This window comes from Novosphingobium gossypii (genome assembly GCF_050433305.1).
In the GTDB taxonomy this organism is placed as follows: domain Bacteria; phylum Pseudomonadota; class Alphaproteobacteria; order Sphingomonadales; family Sphingomonadaceae; genus Novosphingobium; species Novosphingobium gossypii.
Window position 1 is genome coordinate 234,112 of the sequence record NZ_JBNPXM010000002.1, and the last position, 19,664, is coordinate 253,775.

16 protein-coding genes are annotated in these 19,664 nt (G+C 65.1%); 12 read left to right on the forward strand and 4 right to left on the reverse strand.

Translation table 11 applies throughout. The annotated features are described in order from the left end of the window. Nucleotides 1–3 precede the first annotated feature (3 nt). The 11 genes from GGR40_RS06600 (at nucleotide 4) to GGR40_RS06650 (ending at nucleotide 12,178) form a co-directional block, all read left to right on the forward strand. On the forward strand, nucleotides 4–1,584 hold the full coding sequence (locus GGR40_RS06600) for a PepSY-associated TM helix domain-containing protein (RefSeq protein WP_429275419.1): 1,581 nt from the start codon (nucleotides 4–6) through the stop codon (nucleotides 1,582–1,584). Beyond that, nucleotides 1,581–1,868 (forward strand): DUF3325 domain-containing protein, encoded by a 288-nt coding sequence (locus GGR40_RS06605; RefSeq protein WP_429275420.1) that lies wholly within the window; start codon nucleotides 1,581–1,583, stop codon nucleotides 1,866–1,868. Before GGR40_RS06600 ends, GGR40_RS06605 begins: the two co-directional genes overlap by 4 nt. A gap of 11 nt (nucleotides 1,869–1,879) precedes the next feature. Continuing rightward, nucleotides 1,880–2,224: a hypothetical protein gene (locus GGR40_RS06610; RefSeq protein ID WP_429275421.1), complete on the forward strand. Its 345-nt coding sequence runs from the start codon at nucleotides 1,880–1,882 to the stop codon at nucleotides 2,222–2,224. Further along, entirely contained in the window at nucleotides 2,221–4,281 is a 2,061-nt protein-coding gene (locus GGR40_RS06615; protein WP_429275422.1) for a TonB-dependent receptor plug domain-containing protein, read from the forward strand. The genes GGR40_RS06610 and GGR40_RS06615 overlap by 4 nt, the downstream gene beginning before the upstream one ends. A gap of 97 nt (nucleotides 4,282–4,378) precedes the next feature. After that, nucleotides 4,379–6,385 carry a TonB-dependent receptor plug domain-containing protein gene (locus tag GGR40_RS06620; protein WP_429275423.1) on the forward strand — a complete coding sequence of 669 codons (2,007 nt, stop codon included), beginning with the start codon at nucleotides 4,379–4,381 and terminating at the stop codon, nucleotides 6,383–6,385. A gap of 17 nt (nucleotides 6,386–6,402) precedes the next feature. Next, nucleotides 6,403–7,200, forward strand: coding sequence for an energy transducer TonB family protein (locus tag GGR40_RS06625; RefSeq protein ID WP_429275424.1), 798 nt, complete (start codon nucleotides 6,403–6,405; stop codon nucleotides 7,198–7,200). Between the two features lie 29 nt (nucleotides 7,201–7,229). Continuing rightward, on the forward strand, nucleotides 7,230–8,051 hold the full coding sequence (locus tag GGR40_RS06630) for a DUF4198 domain-containing protein (RefSeq protein ID WP_429275425.1): 822 nt from the start codon (nucleotides 7,230–7,232) through the stop codon (nucleotides 8,049–8,051). 26 nt (nucleotides 8,052–8,077) lie between these two features. Beyond that, nucleotides 8,078–8,569 (forward strand): EF-hand domain-containing protein, encoded by a 492-nt coding sequence (locus tag GGR40_RS06635; protein WP_429275426.1) that lies wholly within the window; start codon nucleotides 8,078–8,080, stop codon nucleotides 8,567–8,569. A gap of 212 nt (nucleotides 8,570–8,781) precedes the next feature. After that, the gene (gene kdgD / locus GGR40_RS06640; RefSeq protein ID WP_429275427.1) at nucleotides 8,782–9,699 is read left to right on the forward strand and encodes a 5-dehydro-4-deoxyglucarate dehydratase; all 918 of its coding nucleotides are present in this window, start codon (nucleotides 8,782–8,784) and stop codon (nucleotides 9,697–9,699) included. 41 nt (nucleotides 9,700–9,740) lie between these two features. Beyond that, a complete protein-coding gene (locus GGR40_RS06645; protein ID WP_429275428.1) occupies nucleotides 9,741–10,631 on the forward strand; it encodes a LysR family transcriptional regulator in 891 nt (296 codons plus the stop codon). Then, entirely contained in the window at nucleotides 10,631–12,178 is a 1,548-nt protein-coding gene (locus GGR40_RS06650; protein ID WP_429275429.1) for a carboxylesterase/lipase family protein, read from the forward strand. The genes GGR40_RS06645 and GGR40_RS06650 overlap by 1 nt, the downstream gene beginning before the upstream one ends. A 46-nt stretch (nucleotides 12,179–12,224) precedes the next feature. On the opposite strand, the gene GGR40_RS06655 is transcribed toward GGR40_RS06650, so the two are convergent. Beyond that, nucleotides 12,225–14,051, reverse strand: coding sequence for a hypothetical protein (locus GGR40_RS06655; RefSeq protein WP_429275430.1), 1,827 nt, complete (start codon nucleotides 14,049–14,051; stop codon nucleotides 12,225–12,227). Next, nucleotides 14,051–15,400 (reverse strand): MFS transporter, encoded by a 1,350-nt coding sequence (locus tag GGR40_RS06660; RefSeq protein WP_429275431.1) that lies wholly within the window; start codon nucleotides 15,398–15,400, stop codon nucleotides 14,051–14,053. The genes GGR40_RS06655 and GGR40_RS06660 overlap by 1 nt, the downstream gene beginning before the upstream one ends. 278 nt (nucleotides 15,401–15,678) lie before the next feature. On the opposite strand from GGR40_RS06660, the gene GGR40_RS06665 reads away from it, so the two are divergent. Then, nucleotides 15,679–18,459, forward strand: coding sequence for a TonB-dependent receptor (locus tag GGR40_RS06665; protein WP_429275602.1), 2,781 nt, complete (start codon nucleotides 15,679–15,681; stop codon nucleotides 18,457–18,459). A gap of 84 nt (nucleotides 18,460–18,543) precedes the next feature. On the opposite strand, the gene GGR40_RS06670 is transcribed toward GGR40_RS06665, so the two are convergent. Together GGR40_RS06670 and GGR40_RS06675 are read right to left on the reverse strand one after the other, a co-directional pair. Continuing rightward, on the reverse strand, nucleotides 18,544–18,795 hold the full coding sequence (locus GGR40_RS06670; protein ID WP_429275432.1) for a hypothetical protein: 252 nt from the start codon (nucleotides 18,793–18,795) through the stop codon (nucleotides 18,544–18,546). Nucleotides 18,796–18,868: 73 nt separating this feature from the next. Further along, nucleotides 18,869–19,654: an SDR family NAD(P)-dependent oxidoreductase gene (locus tag GGR40_RS06675; protein WP_429275433.1), complete on the reverse strand. Its 786-nt coding sequence runs from the start codon at nucleotides 19,652–19,654 to the stop codon at nucleotides 18,869–18,871. Between the last annotated feature and the right edge of the window lie 10 nt (nucleotides 19,655–19,664).

Genomic DNA, 19,664 nt, shown 5'->3' on the forward strand with positions numbered 1-19,664 from the left:
GCCATGGCTGATAAGGGGAAGCAGGGGTTCCGCCAGTCGATGGCGTGGCTGCATACGTGGGTCGGGCTGCTGCCGGGCTGGGTGCTGTATGTCGTCTTCGTGTTCGGAACGGCGGCGTTCTTCCAGCAGGAGATCAGCGCATGGATGCGCCCCGAACTTCCGGCACAGACCCACGTCAGCCAGCGCGCGCTGAACGCTGCCGATGGATTGCTGCGGGAACGCGGCAAAGGTGCGGACAGCTGGTCCATCTCCTTCCCGGCCCTGCGTGGCGGCAGCGGACTGACGGTATCGTGGCGCATGGCCGGGGAAGGGCGGCGCGGGGGCACCGAGGTCACGCTCGACCCGCAGACCGGCCGCGAACTCGCCGTGCGCGAGACAAGCGGCGGATTCTTCCTCTACCGCTTCCATTTCGACCTTCATTACATGTCGGTGATGTGGGCGCGCATGATCGTCAGCCTTGCCGCGCTCGCGATGCTGGTGGCGATCCTGTCGGGCGTGGTGACGCACAAGAAGATCTTCACCGATTTCTTCCAGATGCGGTTCGGCAAAGGGCAACGCAGCTGGCTGGACGCGCACAACGCCACCGGAGTGCTGGCGCTGCCCTTCCATGTGATGATTACCTACACCGGCCTTGTCACCTTGCTGTTCACGTTGATGCCCTGGGCGATCACCGCCAATTACCCCAGCCGCGACGCGTTCTACGAAGAGGCGTTTCCCCGCCCTGAAAAAGTGGAAGCCAGTGGTACTGCCGCACCCGTCGTCCCGCTTGTCCGGCTGGTGGAAAGCGCGCGCGGCAGATGGCAGGGCGGGCATCCCAGCTACATCAGCATCGAGCACCCCGGAGATGCCGCCGCAACCGCGCAGCTTTATGCCGCCCGCGCCGACTGGAGCGCTGGCCGTCGCGATCCGCTCTACTTCGACGCGGCGCGGGGCAATACGCTTCCGATCGCGGAACGCCCCGCAGGCGGCGCGCGGATGACGCAGGAGGTCATGGTGGATCTGCATACCGCTTGGTTCGCCGGTTATGGCCTGCGCTGGCTTTATTTCCTTTCGGGCCTTGGGGGCACCGCGATGGTCGGCACCGGACTCGCGCTGTGGTGCGTCAAGCGGCGCACCAGGCTGCCGGACCCGGCGAGCCCGCATTTCGGGTTCCGGCTGGTAGAGCGGCTCAACATCGGCTTCATCGCCGGATCGCCTGCGGGCATCGCGGTCTATTTCCTGGCCAACCGCCTGCTTCCCGTTGGGTTGGAGCAGCGCGAAGGATGGGAGATCGACAGCCTGTTCATCGCATGGGGCGCCATCTTCGCCTGGACGCTGGCACGTCCCGCCAGGCGCGCCTGGGTGGAAGCGCTCGGCATAGCAGCGGTGCTTTTTGCGACAGTTCCGCTGGTCAATGCCCTGACGACATCGCGCGGGCTGGGCGTCAGCTTGTGGACCGCCGACTGGACGTTTGCGGGCTTCGACCTGACGGTGCTGTTGCTCGCCATCGGCTTTGCGTGGACGGCGCGCAAGATTCTGAACCACAAGCCAAAAGCCGCACCGGCCCGCCGGCAGCGCGCCGCCGCTCGGGAGGTGCCTGTATGACCCATCTTGCCATCGCCGTGCCTGTATTGATCGGCTTTGCCCTCCTTCTTGCGGCCATGTCGCGGCATCAGCAGGACTGGCTGCGGCGCAAGCTCTCGCCGGGGCTGTCTCGCCTGCTGCGCTGGTCGGGTTTCGCCATGCTGGCGCTGGGCCTCCTGTTTGCCGGATGGGGGCAGGGCTGGGCCTATGGCGCCGTTGCATGGTGCGGTTGGCTGAGCGTTGCTGCAGTGCTGGTGCTGACCGCCCAGACCAACCGCGAACGTATCCAGCGCCTGTTTTCGTAAAGGGAATTTCGATGTCCACGAACAAGTCCGCGACGGGTCAGCCAATCCCCCCGTCCCCTGTCGCGGCGGGCGGCGCGCGCCGTCATCGCCTTCTGGTGGCGGCGCGCACGCTTGGCGGCACTCTTGGCGCCTATGGGCTGACGGTGCAGATCACCGTTACCGTGTCCTTCGTGCTGGCCCGCATCGGCATGGTTCGGGTAGAGGCGGTGACAGCGGCGACCTTGGCCAGTTTCGCGATCTTCGCCGCCGTTTCGATGGCAGTGTTCCATGCATCCAGCGTCCTGCGCGCGTGGCTGTGGCTGGTGGTGACGACGGCATTTCTGGCGCTGTCGGGATGGATGCTGGGCCCGGCATGATGAACGCTTTCCCGTTGTTGCTCGCCGGTGTAGCGGCTGCCACGTCGCCGGTGGAAGAAACCGACAACGCCGGACGGCTGGGTCAGGAAAAGCCGCCCGCCGTTGTCCCCGCCGGTCCCGACCCGGTCTATCCTGCCGAATTCTACAAGCCGTTCCAGCCCCAGACCGCGCTGGACATGCTGGAGCGCACCCCCGGTTTCATTCTGGCCGAGGGGACATCGGTACGCGGCTTCGGCAATGCCGCAGGCAATGTCCTGATCGACGGTCAGCGACCCACCGTTAAAGGCGGCGGCATCACCGAAGTTCTGCGCCGCATCGCCGCTTCACGGGTCGAGCGGGTGGTCCTGCTGCGCGGAACCGATGCTGCCGAGGCGCAGGGGCAGACGCTGGTCGCCAACGTGGTGCTTCGCACCGATGCCGCAGGATCCGGCAATGCCTCGCTTACGCTGGCGCATACCGCCGATGGGCGCATTGCACCATCCGCGCGGATCAGCCACGCACGCCGCATTGCAGGGTGGCAGAGCAGCATCGAACTCTCGGGCGGGACCACGCGCTATCCCAATGACGGCATCTATCTGGACCGTGACGGCAGCGGCCGGCTGTCTTCGACGCGACTGGAGCATACGACCGCCAATGCGCCCGAATACGGTCTGGCGTTGAGCACTTCGGGGCCGGTCGCAGGAGGCACGCTCACGGTGAACCTGCGGCTGAACAAAGACGCCTATTCCTCGCAACGGGGCATCGACATCTTCGCGGGCGCGGCAGGCGGTTCGCCGGCCTCCCGGCGCGACATCGCCTATGACGAGAAGGGCCGCAGCGGCGAACTGGGGCTGGACTGGACCCGCCGCCTGGGCGCGGGCTGGACGGCAAAGCTGGTCGGGCTGGGCCGCGTGGAACGCTACGTCACCGATGAGGATTACGTCGAGGGCGCCTATCGCGGGCTGTCCTCGCAACGCGAAAAGCCGACCGAACTGGTGGCACGGGCCACCGTCACACGTGAGGGCGATCATCCGATCCGGCCCGAGTTCGGCGGCGAAATCGCTTACAACCGCCTGTCCAGCAGACTGGACTATGCGGAGGACAATGGCGGCGGGCTGATCCCGGTGGCGCTGGCCAATGCCGATACCCGCGTATCCGAAATGCGCGGCGAGGCGTTCGCCAATCTGACCGTCAGGATGACCGGAAAGCTCAACCTGGAGGCCGGCGTGGCGGTGGAATACTCGCGCATCCGCGTCACCGGAGAGGCGGCGCAGGAGCAGAGCCTGTCTTATTTCAAGCCCTCTGCGGCGCTGGTGTGGTCGCCACTGGGCAGCACGCAAGTGCGGCTGGGCCTGCGCAGGACGGTGGATCAGTTGAACTTCGGAGACTTTGCCGCTTCGGTCAATCAGGCGGACGGGCGGCCCCTTGGCGGCAATTCAGGCCTTCGCCCCGCCCGAGTGACGCGCGCGCTGGCCCGGATCGACCATCGCTGGGGCAAAGGCGGCGCGATTGCGCTGGAGGTCTATCACCAGTGGCACACAGGGCTGCTGGGGTACCTTGTGCTGCCGACGGGGGAGGATGCGCTCGGCACCATCGGCGATGCGCGACAATGGGGGGTGAAGGCGCAAGGCACCCTGCCGCTGGGCGCTTTACTGCGCGGCGCGCGGTTGACCGTGGACGGCACATGGCGGGGATCGCGGATGCATGATCCCATCACCGGCCGGCACCGCCGCATGGACGACATTGCGGCGCAGACCCTTACGGCGGAGTTTCGCCACGACGTACCCGCGCTGAAATCTTCCTGGGGTGTGAACTGGACGGCGGCCGAGCAGGCGGACGTCTACTACACGGGTGAAGTGCTACGCTGGCGCGATCACGCGCTATGGGGCGCATATGTGGAGACTACCGCCTTTGCCGGGTTCAAGACCACGCTGACGGCAAAGGCGATCAACGGGGCAGACAATGCCCGTTGGCGGCGGTTCTACACGCCCAGTAGAGCAGGGCGATTGTCCGGCAGCGAGCAGCGCAGCCAGAAACAGGGCGCGATTGTATCTCTGGCATTGTCACGCACGTTCTGAGCCGCGCATTTCAGAAAAACCTTTACCTATCCGTCAGGCCACGCCAAAGACCCTTTCGCTAATGCATACGATTCGCATTAGCGAAAGGGGAATCATCATGCTTCGTAGTTTGGCTGCCCATGCGTTCGGCAGCGTATCCGTCCTTGCCCTTGTCATTGCCGCTCCGGCCCAGGCGCAGGATGCTGCTGCGGATGACAGCAGGCGGGACGATACCGAGGCACGCGGCGAAGACTTCCTCGGCACCATCGACATCGGCAAAAGCACGCGCGCCATTCGCACCGACACCGCCACTCCGGTGACGATGATCGACCGCCAGGAGATCGAGGACCGGCAGGCATCGACCATCGCCGAACTGCTGGACTCGGTTCCCGGCGTAACCCTCATCAACGGATCGACGCCGATCGGCTCGGGCATCAACATCCGCGGCTTCGGTGCCAACGGGACTTATGGCACCGACCAGAAGGTAGCCTTCATCGTCGACGGGGCGACAACCGGTTCGGAAGAGATCTACCGCGTCGGCACGCAGCTGTTCACCGATCCACTGCTCTACAAGCGCGCCGAAGTGATCCGGGGCACGGTGGGCAGTTTCGAATGGGGTTCCGGCATCATCGGCGGCGTCGTGCTGCTGGAAACCAACAATGCGTCCGACGTGCTTCACGGCAAGCCGGGTTATACCGTCAGCCAGACGCTGTCGGGCCAGACCAACCGCAGCGGCTTCGCCACATCCACGACCGTTGCCGCGATGCCGACGGAACAGTTCGAATTCCTGGCCAACTACACTTGGCGTACGCAGGGCACGCAGAAGGACGGGCGTGGCGATCGCATCGGTAACAGCGCCTTTGATCTGCCCAGCTTCTTGGTGAAGGGCGCGTTCCACTTCGGTGCCGACAACGCGCACACCATCGCCGCCAGCTTCAACCAGACGTCCACCAGCGATCGCGACGTCCCCTACGACAGCTTCAACACCACGGGCGGCGTGTTCGGCAACGTTGACCGCGACACGAAGAGCCAGGTGCTGACCGTGTCCTATGGTTACGATCCGGTGGACAACGATGCAGTCAACATCTCGCTGCTCTACACTTACGCCAACCAGGAAATCGATCAGACCGCGGTGGGCCGGCCGATCTCGGGCGTGGTCGATGCCGATCACCGCTACGAGACGTCCAAGGTCACGCTGAAGAACGCGGCGCTGTTCGAGACCGGCCCGATCCGCCACAACCTGCACTTCGGCGTCGAATACATCCACAAGAAGCGCCTCGACGCCAGCAGTGCGCCCGGCGGCACGGATAACCGCATGGCCGCTTTCGCCGTCGATGAAATCGGCCTGTTCCGCGGCTTCACGCTCAGCCCCGCCGTCCGGTGGGAGACGTCCAACGTCAAATCGACGCGTCTGGGCACCCCGGTGTCCTATAACAATCAGGCGTGGATGGGGGGTGTCTCCGCGCGATACGAACTGCCGTTCGGGCTGGCTGCGTTCGGCAGTTGGGCACGCACCCGCAATCTGCCGATCATCGACGATCTGGATAATACTACGTACATGAACCAGCCGGAGAAAAGCCGGACCTGGGAAGCGGGCGGATCGTTCGATCGCACCGACATCATCGGCAAGGGCGACCGGCTGGCGATCAAGGTCAATTACTACGACACGCAACTGACCGACAATACGGCCTATTCCGGCGTGCGCGAAATCTATCTCGACGGCTTCGAGATCGAGGCGTCGTACGCCACTGCCGGGGGCCTCTACTTCGATTTCAACGCCACCATCCCGAACGGCCAGCGGCTGCGCACCACGGGCGCTATCGACGACTGGACCAACCTGCCGCAGAAGACCTACATGCTTTCGGCGGGCAAGCGGTTCGGCAAGCTGGTGGACGTGCGCTGGGAAACCACGCTGGCCGATGATCTTGACATCAACGGGACGCAGCATGAAGGTTTCGACGTTCACAACCTGCGCGCCACGATCACGCCCGGCGGCGGCATCCTTGAGAACTTCGCGCTGCGGCTGAGCGTCGAAAACATCTTCGACACGTATTATCAATCGGCCCTGTCGACGCGCCCTGCAGTGGGGCGCAATTTCAAGGCTGCCATCTCCAAGCAGTTCTGAAAGGGGGCGGGGCGGTCATGGTATTCCCGTGGGGCAGCCGGGACTTCGGGCACCCAATGGCGCAGGTGGACCTGAAGGCCATGATCGCCTCGATAGCGGCTCATGCGGCGGTCTTCGCAGCGCTTGCGATGACATGGGAAGAGGCCACGCTGATCGAGGGCGGCACGCGAGCGGCCCTCGTCAGCATCGATCTTGCCAGTCGTGAAGGGGGGCCGGGGCCGAACAACGCTCCGGCAACCGAGCCGCAGGCCATTCAGCAACAGCCCGTAGCGCAGCCTGTCGGTGCCACCATTACCGAGCCGCAGGCGCGTTCCTCAAGCCTGTCAGAGACCACACCGCCGGCAGCGAAATCGGGCGGCGGCGGCGAGGGGCGTTCAGGGCAAGGAACGGCGGCTGCGACCATCGATGCGCAACCCCTGCCAAGGCTGGTGCCGGTGCGCGCAATGCTCGTCCCTGTCGCCGCCCCCGGCCCGCAATCGCGCGTGGAGGATAGCGCGGCAGGTGAGCAGGGCGCCGGCGGGCGGGGCGGGGGCCGCACGGATCAGGCCGGCAATGCCGCCATCGGCAATTTCAAGGGCCGGATCTACCAGCACCTTCTACGACACCGGCACAGCAACACGATCGGTTCCGGCGAAGTTTTGGTCGCCTTCACCATAGAGCCCGATGGGACAGCCCGCGCGATTTCCGTCGCGCGCGGTTCTGGATCGTCGCGGTTCGACCGCGAGGCACTGGCGCTGGTTCGCCGAGCCTCGCCGTTCCCCCGCCCGCCCGATGGCGTAGCCCACAGCTTCACGTTTGCCATTACCGGGCAGTGACCCGGACCTTTCACAAGGATTTTTCCGCCATGATCCGATCAGCCCTCGACCTTCCAGGCTCAACCAGATCCGCGTCGTTCGGTCTTCTTGCTGCACTGGCCTGTGCTGCCGTCATGCCCGGCAGCGCGCAGGCGCATACGTCCTATCTGCTACCGAAGATCTTCGCTGCGAACACCGAAAAGATGGTGACCGTCGAATCCGCCTTCGCAGAGACGTTCTTTCATCCCGAAGTTCCGGTAGACGCCAAGGATTATCATGTAATCCTGCCTGACGGTTCGCGCGGCAGCTTCCAGTCCATCACGCCGCTGAAGCAGATGGTCGTTCTGGAAAGTGCGCTGGAGAGTGAGGGCACCTATCGCTTCACCACCGGCGTGCGCCTTGGCCGGGTGGGCAGGAGCGCGCTGGTCGACGGAAAATGGCAGCCCGTACATGGCGAGCCGCCAAGGGGCGCACAAGTCCGCACCAGCCAGACCGAAACGGTCGCCGACGTCTACGTCACCAAGAAGCAGCCCACCCGAGCGCCGGTTGACGTTGCCGTGGGTCGGCTGCGCATCCAGCCCGTCACGCATCCCAGCGAACTCTACCTCGATACGCCCTTCGCGCTGAAACTGCTGTTCGACGGAAAGCCGATGGCAGGGCAGGAACTGGTTCTCGACCGAGGCGGCGCCGACTATGAGGAAGCGGTCGTCCACCGCACCGTCACCACCGACGCGGCTGGCGGGGCAGTGCTGCGTTTCGACCGGCCCGGCACTTATGTACTGATGACCCGCCATCGCGCCGCAGCTCCCGCCGGGTCCGGCACAGACGAGCGCAGCTATACCACTTCGTTGACCTTCCAGGTCGAAGAATGATTGCAACCTGCACAAAGGAGATGACCATGACCAGACTTCCCGCCGCCCTTGCAGGCATCGCGCTGACTGTTGCTGCGCCGCAGATCGCCGTTGCGCAGGATGCCGCCGGGGCGCCCGCGCACGGCGAACCGGAACGGCGCGCTGCGCCCGGCCATGGCAAGGAGGCCTTCCTGCGCGAGAACGACACCGATCACGACGATCGCGTCACCGCCGCCGAATTTGCTGCCGCCCGCGCGGCCAAGTACCGCACGTTCGATCTCGACGGTGATGGCAAGGTCAGCGAAGCGGAGTACGTGGGCGAATTCAGCGCCCGTTTCGAGAAGGACGCATCCGGCAAGGCCAGGGTGCCGGAAGGTCAGTTGAAGCAGGCCCATGTCCGGTTCGGCGTCCTTGACACCGACAAGGATGGAAACCTGTCGCTGGCAGAGTTCAATGCCTCGGGCGAGCGCATGTTCGACAAGCTCGACAGCAATGGCGACGGTGTCGTCGATGCGGGGGACGGTTCCGCGTCCTACTGATCCCCGGGTGCATGGGCGCCAGTGGCGGCTGCCCATGCGCCTCGGGCAACGATCCCGGATGCGCATCGCACGCGATGCCGTCCGGTCGATCCAGCCAAGGCGTGCATCAATCATGCGCGCAATTGGTTTAGACTTGGGTTCCGTCGGCCCGTATTTCCTCTCTTGCATAAAGACGGGCGCAGTCGCCCCGCCGAGAGAGGAAAGATTACGTCATGAGCCATTTCAGCCCTGAGGAAGTCGCACGCCAGTTGGGGCTGGGCCTCCTGTCTTTCCCGGTGACCCATTTCAATGCGGACGGCGTCTTCGTGGAGGATGCTTATCGCGCGCACTGTGACTGGATGCTGTCCTACGAACTGGCGGGCCTGTTCGCGGCAGGCGGCACCGGCGAATTCTTCTCGCTCGAACCCTCCGAAGTCGCCACCATCGTCGCTGCCGCCGTTTCGGAAACGCGCGGACGCACGCCGGTCATCTCCGGGTGCGGCTATGGCACGGCCATTGCGACCGGTATCGCGCGCAGTGCTGAAAAGGCCGGGGCGGACGGTATCCTGCTGTTGCCCCCCTATCTGATGAACAGCTCGCAGGAGGGGCTGGCCGCCCATGTCGAGGCGGTGTGCCGGTCCACCGGGCTGGGCGTCATCGTCTACAACCGCGACAATGCCGTGGTGAACGACGAGACCCTGGCGCGCCTGTGCGAGCGTAACCCAAACCTTATCGGCTTCAAGGACGGCGTCGGCGACATCGAACTGATGACCCGCATCTATGCCCGAATGGGTGACCGCCTGACCTACATCGGCGGCCTGCCGACAGCGGAGACTTTCGCCACCCCGTACCTGACCATGGGCGTCACGACGTACAGCTCCGCCATCTTCAACTTCATGCCGGAATGGGCGCTGGGGTTCTACAAGGCCGTGCGTGCGGGCGATCATGCTACGGTGCTGACGCAGCTGCGCGACTTCGTGCTGCCTTACATCGCCCTGCGCGATCGCGGGCGCGGCTATGCGGTGTCGATCGTCAAGGCCGGGATGCGCGTCGTCGGTCGCGACGCGGGGCCGGTGCGCTCGCCGCTGACCGATCTGACGGCAGCGGAAGAAGCGGAACTGCGGGTGCTGATCGAGCGCGCTTCGGCGTGACCACGGCGCGTGACGGGAGCACGAAGCGCGGTTAGTCTGGCATGATGTTCGAACTCAGCCAGCTTCGTTGCTTTGTCGCCGCCGCAGAGGAGTTGCACTTCGGCCGGGCCGCCCAGCGGCTCAACATGACCCAGTCTCCGCTCAGCCGGCAGATACAGCTGCTTGAGCGGATACTGGACGTGCAACTGCTGGAACGCACCAGCCGTCAGGTCAGCCTGACGCCTGCGGGCAGCATCTTCCTGATAGAGGCGCGGCGCATCGTCCGGCTTTCGGACAGTGCCGCGCTGTCCGCCCGGCGCGTTGCCAAAGGGGATTCCGGACGGGTGGCGATCGGTTTCACGGCAGTGTCGGGATACAGCATGGTGCCCCGGATCGTCGCCCAGGCCCGCGCCGTTCTGCCCAACATCGACCTTGAAATGCGCGAGATGGTATCGGGCGACCAGGTGGACGCGCTGCTGACCGGGCTGGTGGACATCGGGTTCGTCAGGCCGCCCGTCAACCGGCAGGAATTCGCCAGCGCCTGCATCCTGCACGAACCGCTGTTCGTGGCGCTGCCGCCCGGCGACCCGCGCAAGTCGGCGGCGGCGTTCAGCCCTGCCGATTTCGATGGCCAGTCGCTCATCATGTATTCGCGGCAGGGCGCGGCGTACTTCCACAACATGCTGGAAAACCTGTTCAACGATGCGGAAGCCACGCCGAGCTATGTCCAGCATGTGACGCAGATACACTCCATGCTGGGTCTGGTCCACGCCGGGATCGCCGCCGCCATCGTCCCCGAAAGCGCCACGGGCCTGCACATGAACGACATCCATTTCCGCCGCCTGCTGACGCCGGTGGAGCGCCCGGTCGAACTGCACATGGCGTGGCGTACCGACAATGCCAATCCGGCGCTGCCCGGCATCCGCCAGCTCTGCTCGGACATGATGGCGTGATGGACCGGCGAACCCTGCTGGCTGGCATGGCGGCGGCGCCATTGGCGGCGTTTGCGCGCCCTGCAAACCCGTCCAGCGCTGTCGCCGCAACCCGGTACGGGCGAGTGCGCGGTACGGTGGAAGACCATGTGCTGGTCTTTCGCGGCATCCGCTACGGCGCGGACACGGCGACGACCCGGTTCCGGCGCGCCCTTGCGCCGAAGTCGTGGAGCGGCATCGCCGATGCTACGCGCTATGGAGCAGCAGCACCGCAGACGCGCGCCGAAGAAACGACGTCGGAGGACTGCCTGTTCCTCAACGTCTGGACGCCCGCACTGGACGCCGGGAAACGCCCGGTCATGGTCTACCTTCACGGCGGCGCGCACGCCCATGGATCGGGCAGTCATCCCACATACGACGGCGGCAATCTGGTGCGCCGGGGCGACGTGGTAGTGGTGACGCTGAACCACAGGCTGACGGCGCTGGGCTACGCCTATCTGGCGCAACTGGGCGGACCGGCGGAATCGGGCAACGTCGGCAATCTGGATATCGTACTGGCGCTGCAGTGGGTGCGTGACAATATCGCCGCCTTCGGTGGCGATCCGGGGCGCGTGATGATCTTTGGGCAGTCGGGCGGGGGCGCCAAGGTCGTCACCCTGATGGCCATGCCGGAAGCGCGCCCGCTGTTCCACGCCGCCGCCACGATGAGCGGCCAGCATGTCACCGCAGCCGGGCCGATGCATGCCACTCGCCGCGCACAGGCATGGATGGACCGCGCCGGAGCCGCCAGCGTCGAGAGCCTGATGCAGTTGCCGGTCGAGCGGTTGGTGGAAGCGATGGCGATGACCGACCCGCTGGAAGGGAAGGGCGAGATCAGCTTCACCTCCACGCTCGATCATGGTGTCCTGCCGCGACACCCCTTCGTGCCGGATGCCCCGCGCGAGGCGGCGCACATCCCCCTGATCGTCGGCAATACGCACGATGAAACCGCCTTGTGGATCGAAAAGACGCTGCGTGCCGGCGATACCACATGGGACAACCTGCCGGGTCGGCTCGCCAAGGAGACGGTCAAGGATCTCGCGCCCGACTACGTGATCCGTCGCTACCGCGAACTCTACCCTGATCGCACGCCCGGGCAGATCCTGCTGGCGGCGACCACGGCCGGACGATCATGGCCGGGCCACCTCATCCAGGCAGAGGAGCGCGCCCGCATCGGCGCGCCGACGTGGATGTACCAGCTCGACTTCGCCTGTCCCGAAGCGGGAGGCATACTGGGTGCATTTCATTCGCTGGATATCCCGCTGGTGTTCGACAACGTCGCGGCGCAGGGGTCGCGCACGGGAACGGGAGTGGAGGCGCGGCGGCTGGCGGGCCAGATGGCCGATGCATTCATCGCACTGGCCCGTACGGGCAATCCGGGGCATTCCGGCATACCTGAGTGGCCGCAGTTCGATCTGGAGCGCCGGGTTACGATGATTTTCGACACCGTCGTGCGGGTGGAAAACGATCCGCGGCGAGAGGAACGGCTGCTGTTTTCCGTGGCGCCCTACATCAAGCCCGGCGGCTGAGCGGCCTCCTGTGCCCGCCTGACTGGCAGACCCAGGAGGGCAGCCATCACCGATCCCAGGGGAAGGCCAGCGTCGGTCGGTTGGCGAAGCGTGTCATCGCCAGCGTCACATCGACGCCGCAGCCCGGCTCCAGTCTCAGCGTGAAATCCCGCCCGCCAACGGCAAGGGAGCGCCCTTCCATGCGCACTGCATCGATGCGATGTTCGGCATAGGCGCCGCCCTGTACCGTCACCGTGCGCGGCTGCGCGCCAAGGTTCACCAACGTAACCTCCGTCTCGCCATCGCTCATGCGGCGGACGAGCGCACCGACGTCCGCCGGAACGCCGGCGCGGCGCGCATCGGGGTCGAAGTAGCGCAGGCGGCAGTGCAAGGGCACACCGCCTTGTGGGGGCGAAGTCTTCGACCACGGGGGACGAGCAATGTGCAGGCCTCCGGTCATCAGCTGGACAAGGCTTTTCACGCTGGCCGGGTTGATGTCGATCGGCCAGTCGGCAAGCCGGGTCTGGGGCGTCGTGTCGTCGTTTTCGCGGGCGGCGACGCGGTCGGCAACGCGCTTGATGTCGGCGCCGAGGGCCTGTGCCGGGTAATCGGGATTGCGCCCTTCCAGAAAGGCTATCCACGGATCGTCGCCCGCTAGGGCACGGTCCTCGGCCTTCTGGCTCATGTACCAGATCTCGAAAGCGTTGGTGCGGTACGGTCCCGGCTTCCAACCGTGCCAGCCCTGTTCGCCGTACATCGTCGGGGCGCTGAGCACGCCGTCGACCTTGCGGGATGCATCGTTGAGGCGGGCCGTCTGGCGGCGCCAAAGGTCGATGAAGCCCATGTCGCCGCTCATCACCACGCCGCCCATGAACGCGGTGATGGAGCGGGGCACGCGGTTGCGGTTTTCGTGCTCGCCGGTCTGGGGCACGCGGGGCGAGAAGCCCCAGCCGTAGACGCCCTGCCACCAGTCGTCGCCAACCGAGCCATCGGGCCGGACATGGCTGGGCAGCAATCCGTCATTGCGCGCGGCCCGTTCCGCCCACGCGCCCAGATAGTCCAGCGCCCAGCTGCGGAACCGCTCTCCACCGCCAAGGGCATAGGCGTTGAGGCCCAGCGTCGTGGCCTGCAGGTTCAGCGGATTGTCGCCGATCACCGCGCCATATTCGGCGTAGTGGTCCAGCGTTTCCTGATATGTTCGTTCGCCATGTTCCATATGGAAAGGCGTGGGGTCGAAGGGGTCGCCCGCCCAGTCAAGCGGGGTCGCCTGACGCAGCATGGGGCCGCGGCTGCCGTTCAGCAGGCTGCGAACCATGCGCAGGCGCGGGTCGTAGTTGGGCGCCTGCGGATCGCGGCCGGTGTAGAAATCGGCATAGCGGCGGGTCCGCGCCAGCAGCCGGACGTCGCGCGGCATCGACAGGCCCATGACGTTGAAGCTGGTCAGCCCTTCGGCATTGTGCTGCCAGTCCATCTGCACGGGGAATTCGCGGTGATACATGCCTTGCCGCGCGATCGGCACGTCTGTGGTGCGGGCGGCGGCGAACTGCCGCAGATGACCTTCCCAGAAGCGCGAGGCGAGCGTCCTTATACGGTCGCTGCCGCCCAGGGCATGGAGCAGGAACCAGTCGTTGGTGGCTTCCGCGGCGTCGTCCGGGCCGTCGTTTGCGCCCCAGCGCTCGAACACCATGAGGCGATCGCGGCGATCCACGTACTTGGCATAAAACGCTTCGCAGGCGGCGGCGTTGGCGTCGAGCAGGCGGCGCTGCAGGGTGGCCCACGCAGGCGCGGGCATGAGCTTGTTCGCGACGATCGTCGCAGGCGCTGCCCGGACTTGCGCAGGAAGGGCCAGCGCTGCGGTGCCCGTAACCAGAAAGGCGCGTCGATGAAGCCGCATCACGCCAGCTCCAGCCTGCGGATCGGACCCACGATGACAGTGAAGGCGAAGATCGTCAGCAGGCAGTGCGCGCCTACGAAGACCAGCGCCAGATCGAACGATCCGGTAGCCGCTACGATGTAGCCGACGACGATCGGCGTGACGATGCCCGCCACGTTGCCGAACATGTTGAACACCCCGCCGGACAGGCCCGCAAGTTGCTTAGGCGCGACGTCGGCCATCACCGCCCAGCCGAGCGAGGCGATGCCCTTGCCAAAGAAGGCAACCGCCATGAGTGTTACGACCAGCCATTCCGCCTCAACCCAGACGCAGGCGATGATCAGCGTGGCCAGCAGCATCCCCGCCACCAGCGGTCCCTTTCGCGCAAGGTCCAGCGATCCGGTGCGCTTGAGGATGAGGTCCGAGCAGTATCCGCCCGCTAGCCCTCCGGCAAAGCCGCAAAGGGCAGGCGCGGCGGCGGCAAAGCCCGCCTCCATGATGTTCAGGCCGCGCTCCTTGACCAGATAGATCGGGAACCAGGTGACGAAGAAATAGGTCAGCACGTTGATGCAGTACTGGCCCAGATAGATGCCCAGCATCATCCGGTTCGCCAAAAGCTGGCGCACGTTGTTCCAGGTGAAGGTCGATACCCTGCCGGCGCCGGTTCCGCCATCTTCCATGTGGATCAGGCCGCCGCCGGCCTCGATGTGCGCCAGCTCCGCGGTGTTGATGGAAGGATGACGGGCGGGGCTGTGGATGAAGCGCAGGAACAGCGCCGTCGCGGCGAGGCCCAGCGCGCCCATCACCCAGAACACCGACCTCCAGCCAAAGCTGTGTACCAGCCAGCCCATCAGCGGCGCGAAGGCCACCAGAGAGAAGTATTGTGCGCTGTTGAAGATCGCCGACGCGGTGCCGCGCTCCGCGCCCGGAAACCACGCCGCGACAAGGCGCGCGTTGCCCGGGAACGAAGGCGCTTCGGCCATGCCCACCATGAAGCGCAACGCGAACAGCATCGTCACCACCGGCAGCGCGGCGATCAGGCCCACCAGTCCCTGCAGGGCGGTGAACACCGACCAGATGGCGATGGCGCCTGCGTAGATCTTCTTGGTCCCGAACCTGTCGAGCAGCGCGCCGCCGGGGATCTGCGCCAGCACATAGGCCCAGGCGAAGGCGGAGAGGATGAAGCCAGTCTGCACCGGCGACAGCCCCAGTTCCCCGCTGGCGGCATTCCCTGCGATGGAGAAAGTCGCGCGGTCGGCATAGTTGATCGACGTGATGACGAAGATCAGCGCGATCACGCCATAGCGCACGCGGGTGGGACGTTGCAGGGTGGCATGACCCCCGCCGGACAAGCTGGTTGCGTCAGACAAAACGCTCTCCTGAAGGACGCTGCCCGTCTTGCGGGGCAGTCAAAGCAAGATCTTACGCTAGACCGTCCGTCTCGCCGGGTCCAAGTCCAAATGCGGCACGATCAATTCCCTTCTTGGCTGGATTGCTGATGCGTTGCGCAGCTAATCCCCCGATCTGTGCAAGCCGTGCATCGATTCATGCCGGATTGGGATTGGCCTTCGTCAGGCTCCCGTGTCTATCTCAGGATACCGATCCGGTCTGAAGGCCGGGCAAGAGGATACAAGGGAGAGTGAAGGCCATGCGCGGCACCTATCGTCTGAAAGCAATCCTGGGTCTGTCGAGCGCGGTCGCGGCCCTTGCCGCCGCTCCCCTGGCCATGGCGCAGGACGGCGGCGCCCAAGTTGCCGAACCGGAAGCCGAAGCGATCATCGTCACCGGCTTTCGCGCCAGCCTCAACAGCGCGCTGAACGTCAAGCGCACCGAAACCGCTACCATCGATGCCATCAAGGCAGAGGACATCGCCGAATTTCCCGACCTCAACCTCGCGGAATCGCTGCAGCGCATTCCCGGCGTGGCGATCAGCCGCGTCAACGGTGAGGGGCGCAACATCTCGGTGCGCGGGCTTGGTCCCGAATACACCCGCGTCCGCATCAACGGCATGGAGGCCATCGGCACTACCGGCGGCACCGACAATTCGGGCGGCGTGAACCGGGGGCGCGGATTCGACTTCAACATCTTCTCATCCGACCTGTTCAGCAATCTGTCGGTTCGCAAGACCGCGACGGCGGACGTCGAGGAAGGATCGCTGGGCGGCACCGTCGATCTGCAGACCTCTCGCCCGCTGGACTACCGCAAGCCCACGGCCGTGGTTTCCGCTGCCGCCAGCTACAACGACCTGAGCGAAAAGACGACGCCGCGCCTGTCCGCGCTGGCCGCGACGCAGACCGACGACGGCCGCTTCGGCGCGCTGATCTCCGTCACGTATGAAGAACGCCGGATCAAGGAGGAAGGCGCCAACATCACGCGCTGGACTTACGGCGGTTTCAACAACGGCTTCAACGCCGCCTCTACGCTGCCCGGCTATACCATCGGCCAGATCAACGACGCCAACCCGGATACGGCGCTGTTCCATCCGCGCATTCCGGGCCTCGTCAGCTACGACATCTCGCAAAAGCGGCTTGGTGCGGCGGGGTCGCTGCAGTTCAAGTCTAGCAGCACGCAGATTTCGATCGATGGCCTCTACTCGATGCTGGACGGCACCCGCAAGGAAGCACAGCTGCAGGCGATCAGCTTCAGTCGTTCGGGCACCGGCAAGCCGCAGACGATCATCCGCGATGGCGTCGTCGATGCCGACAACAACATCGTCAGCGGCAGGTTCGACAATGTCGACCTGCGCTCGCAGGCCCGTTACGACGTGCTCAAGACCGAGTTCTACCAGGTGACCGGTTCTATCGATCACCAGTTCAGCAATCGCCTGAAGTTCTCGGCGATGGGCGGATATTCAAGCTCTGAATTCAGCAACCCGGTCCAGACCACGGTCACGATCGACGCGGTCAACACCGGCAACTACCAGTACGATTTCTCCAGCCGCTTCCCGCTGATCCAGCCGGGCGTCGATGTTGCCAATCCGGCGACCTGGCGTTTCATCAACGGCACATCGGAAGTGCGCATCCGCCCGCAGACCGTCAGCAACGCCTTCACCACCGCCAAGGGCGCGCTGGAATGGGAAGCGCTGGACGGCGTCACGCTGAAGGCCGGCGTGGACTGGCGCAAGTTCGAATACGGGTCTACCGAACGCCGCCGCCTTTCGGGCGAAACGGTGGTCGCTCCGCTGACCTCGGCGCAGCTGGCAGGGTTGACCACGCTGCATGACGGTTTCGGCAAGGGGCTGAATGTTCCCACCGGCACGCCGACCGCATGGGTGATCCCGAACCTCGACGCCTTCATCAGCGAGGGCGGCATCTACAGCAATCCGCTCTACGCAACTGGCGGCATCGAGAACGCGACGGCACGCGGTTCGTACATCACCGTGCGGGAAGAGGACACCGGCGCCTGGGGCATGGCGCAGTTCAATCTTGAGGACAATGTCGGCGTGCCGATCCGCGGTGACATCGGCCTGCGCTATGTCAACACCAAGCAGTTCTCGACCGGCTATGCCAGCCAGGGATCGGCGATCAACCTGGTTACCGCGGACCGCAGCTACAACCGCTGGCTGCCGTCGCTTAACCTGGTGGGCAACATCACCGACAATCTGCAGGTGCGTTTCGCCGCGGCCAAGACGCTGGCGCGTGCGGGCATCGCCTCGCTGACGCCGGGCGGCAACCTCAACGTGTCAGGTGGTAATCGCAGCTTCAGCTCGGGCAACCCCGACCTCAAGCCCACGTCGTCGAAGAACCTCGACGTGTCGATCGAATGGTATCCTATGCCGGGTGCGATCTATGCGATCTCGGGCTTCCGCAAGGACATCGGCAGCTTTGCGCAGACGCTTAGCGTGGGCGTGCCTTACAGCAGCCTGGGGCTGCCCGATGCGCTGCTGAACGGGACTACCGCATCGCCCAGCGACATCTTCATCGTCAGCCAGCCGGTCAATTCCGACGGCGGCATCCTCAAGGGCTTCGAGATCAATGTCCAGCAGCCGCTGAGCTTCCTGCCGGGCATCCTGTCGAACTTCGGCGTGCTGGCGAACTATACCTACGTGCAGTCCAATATCGAGTATCTGACGTCGGCTTCGGGGGCTTCTTCGGTTCGCGCTCCGCTGGTCGGGCTGTCGAAGCAGGCCGCCAACGCCACGCTCTATTTCGAGACGAAGAAGTTCCAGATTCGCGGATCGGTGGCTTACCGCTCCAAATACCTGACGGCGGTTCCGGGCACTGAAGGCAACGCCTACAACGGCACGAACAGCACGCTGAACGTCGATGCGCAGGCGAGCTACAACCTGACGGACAACCTCAAGCTCAGCATAGAGGCGATCAACATCACCGACACGAAGAACGACCAGTTCGTGGACGAGACCAACCGGCTGAACGTGCTGACGCACAGCGGCCGGCAGTTCAACCTGGGCGTGCGCTACAGCTTCTGACCCCCTCATTTCCAGACTGAAAGCGCCGCAAGGCCAGTCGCCCACGTGGCGACTGGCCCTTTTTTCACAGCGAGGGCAAAGCCGTCAGGCCTGCGTGCGCGTGGGTTCCGATCCGAACCGTGGCTGCGGCGTCTTCAGCGACTGCGCCTGACGCTTTTCGCTATACTTCTTGAACGCATAGCCGCCTGCCGCCGCAGCGATCAGGCCAAGCGGGCCAAGCCGCCGCAGCACGACGGGCGCAGCGGCCCCGAGCAGGGCGCCGCCGGTGCCGCCGATGCCGCTGACGTGCTTGGATGCCTTGCTGCCTGCAATCGCTCCGATAATCTTGCCGATCATGTCAATCTCCTTCTGCCTGTATCAAGGCAATGGGACGGCGAAGGTTCCATCCCGATGCGATGGTAACGGGTGGTCACGTTTCGGGTTCGCCACTTCCGGGTTCGGCCATCCGGCGGTGCATTTCGGCAAGGACGGGCGTTGGCGTGACGTGGGAGGCGGCGGCCTGCAGCTTGTTCTTCCAGCCCGATACGACGTAGGCCTTGCCTTCATGCAGGGCATCCCAGCCGTCGCGCGCCACCTTTGCCGGGTCGTCCTTCCTGCTGCTGCCGACGTCCGTGTCCAGCATGTCGCCGCGTGCGAAGAACTCCGTTTCGGTGGGGCCGGGCATCAGAGTGGTCAGGGTGACGCCCTTGTGCTCCTTCAGTTCGCCGCGCAGACCGTCGGTGAAGTTGTCGATGAAGGCCTTGGTCGCGTTGTAGACTGCCTGATACGTGCCGGGGATCAGCCCGGCAATGGACCCTGTCACCAGCACCTTGCCGTGGTCGCGCTGCGCCATCGCGCCCAGCACGTGATGCAGCAGATACACAGTGCCGGTGACATTGGTGTCGATCACCCGCTTCCAGTCGGCCACCTGCTGGTCGAGGAATGCGTGGCCCAGACCACGCCCGGCGTTGGCGCATAGCAGGTCGACCGCACGGCCCTGCGTTGCCGCCAGTAGCCGATCGACCCCTTCGATGGTGGACAGATCGCATTCCAGCGCCTGCACTTGCGTGCCGTGTGCCTGAAGATCGCGCGCGGCGGCATCGACCAGCGGCTCGTCCGCCACCACCAGCAGGTCGTAGCCGTTCTGCGCCGCCAGATGCGCCAGTTCAAAACCGATGCCGGTGGAGGCGCCGGTGACGATTGCGTACTTGTTCATGGCCGTCTCC

What these genes read in the sequence shown, in the direction of transcription:
- GGR40_RS06665 (WP_429275602.1), top strand. Translation starts at nt 15,679, where the DNA reads ATGCGCGGCACCTATCGTCTGAAAGCAATCCTGGGTCTGTCGAGCGCG.
- GGR40_RS06655 (WP_429275430.1), bottom strand. Translation starts at nt 14,051, where the DNA reads ATGCGGCTTCATCGACGCGCCTTTCTGGTTACGGGCACCGCAGCGCTG.
- GGR40_RS06650 (WP_429275429.1), top strand. Translation starts at nt 10,631, where the DNA reads ATGGACCGGCGAACCCTGCTGGCTGGCATGGCGGCGGCGCCATTGGCG.
- GGR40_RS06600 (WP_429275419.1), top strand. Translation starts at nt 4, where the DNA reads ATGGCTGATAAGGGGAAGCAGGGGTTCCGCCAGTCGATGGCGTGGCTG.
- GGR40_RS06615 (WP_429275422.1), top strand. Translation starts at nt 2,221, where the DNA reads ATGATGAACGCTTTCCCGTTGTTGCTCGCCGGTGTAGCGGCTGCCACG.
- GGR40_RS06670 (WP_429275432.1), bottom strand. Translation starts at nt 18,795, where the DNA reads ATGATCGGCAAGATTATCGGAGCGATTGCAGGCAGCAAGGCATCCAAG.
- GGR40_RS06645 (WP_429275428.1), top strand. Translation starts at nt 9,741, where the DNA reads ATGATGTTCGAACTCAGCCAGCTTCGTTGCTTTGTCGCCGCCGCAGAG.
- GGR40_RS06620 (WP_429275423.1), top strand. Translation starts at nt 4,379, where the DNA reads ATGCTTCGTAGTTTGGCTGCCCATGCGTTCGGCAGCGTATCCGTCCTT.
- GGR40_RS06675 (WP_429275433.1), bottom strand. Translation starts at nt 19,654, where the DNA reads ATGAACAAGTACGCAATCGTCACCGGCGCCTCCACCGGCATCGGTTTT.
- GGR40_RS06625 (WP_429275424.1), top strand. Translation starts at nt 6,403, where the DNA reads ATGGTATTCCCGTGGGGCAGCCGGGACTTCGGGCACCCAATGGCGCAG.
- GGR40_RS06635 (WP_429275426.1), top strand. Translation starts at nt 8,078, where the DNA reads ATGACCAGACTTCCCGCCGCCCTTGCAGGCATCGCGCTGACTGTTGCT.
- GGR40_RS06630 (WP_429275425.1), top strand. Translation starts at nt 7,230, where the DNA reads ATGATCCGATCAGCCCTCGACCTTCCAGGCTCAACCAGATCCGCGTCG.
- GGR40_RS06605 (WP_429275420.1), top strand. Translation starts at nt 1,581, where the DNA reads ATGACCCATCTTGCCATCGCCGTGCCTGTATTGATCGGCTTTGCCCTC.
- kdgD (WP_429275427.1), top strand. Translation starts at nt 8,782, where the DNA reads ATGAGCCATTTCAGCCCTGAGGAAGTCGCACGCCAGTTGGGGCTGGGC.
- GGR40_RS06610 (WP_429275421.1), top strand. Translation starts at nt 1,880, where the DNA reads ATGTCCACGAACAAGTCCGCGACGGGTCAGCCAATCCCCCCGTCCCCT.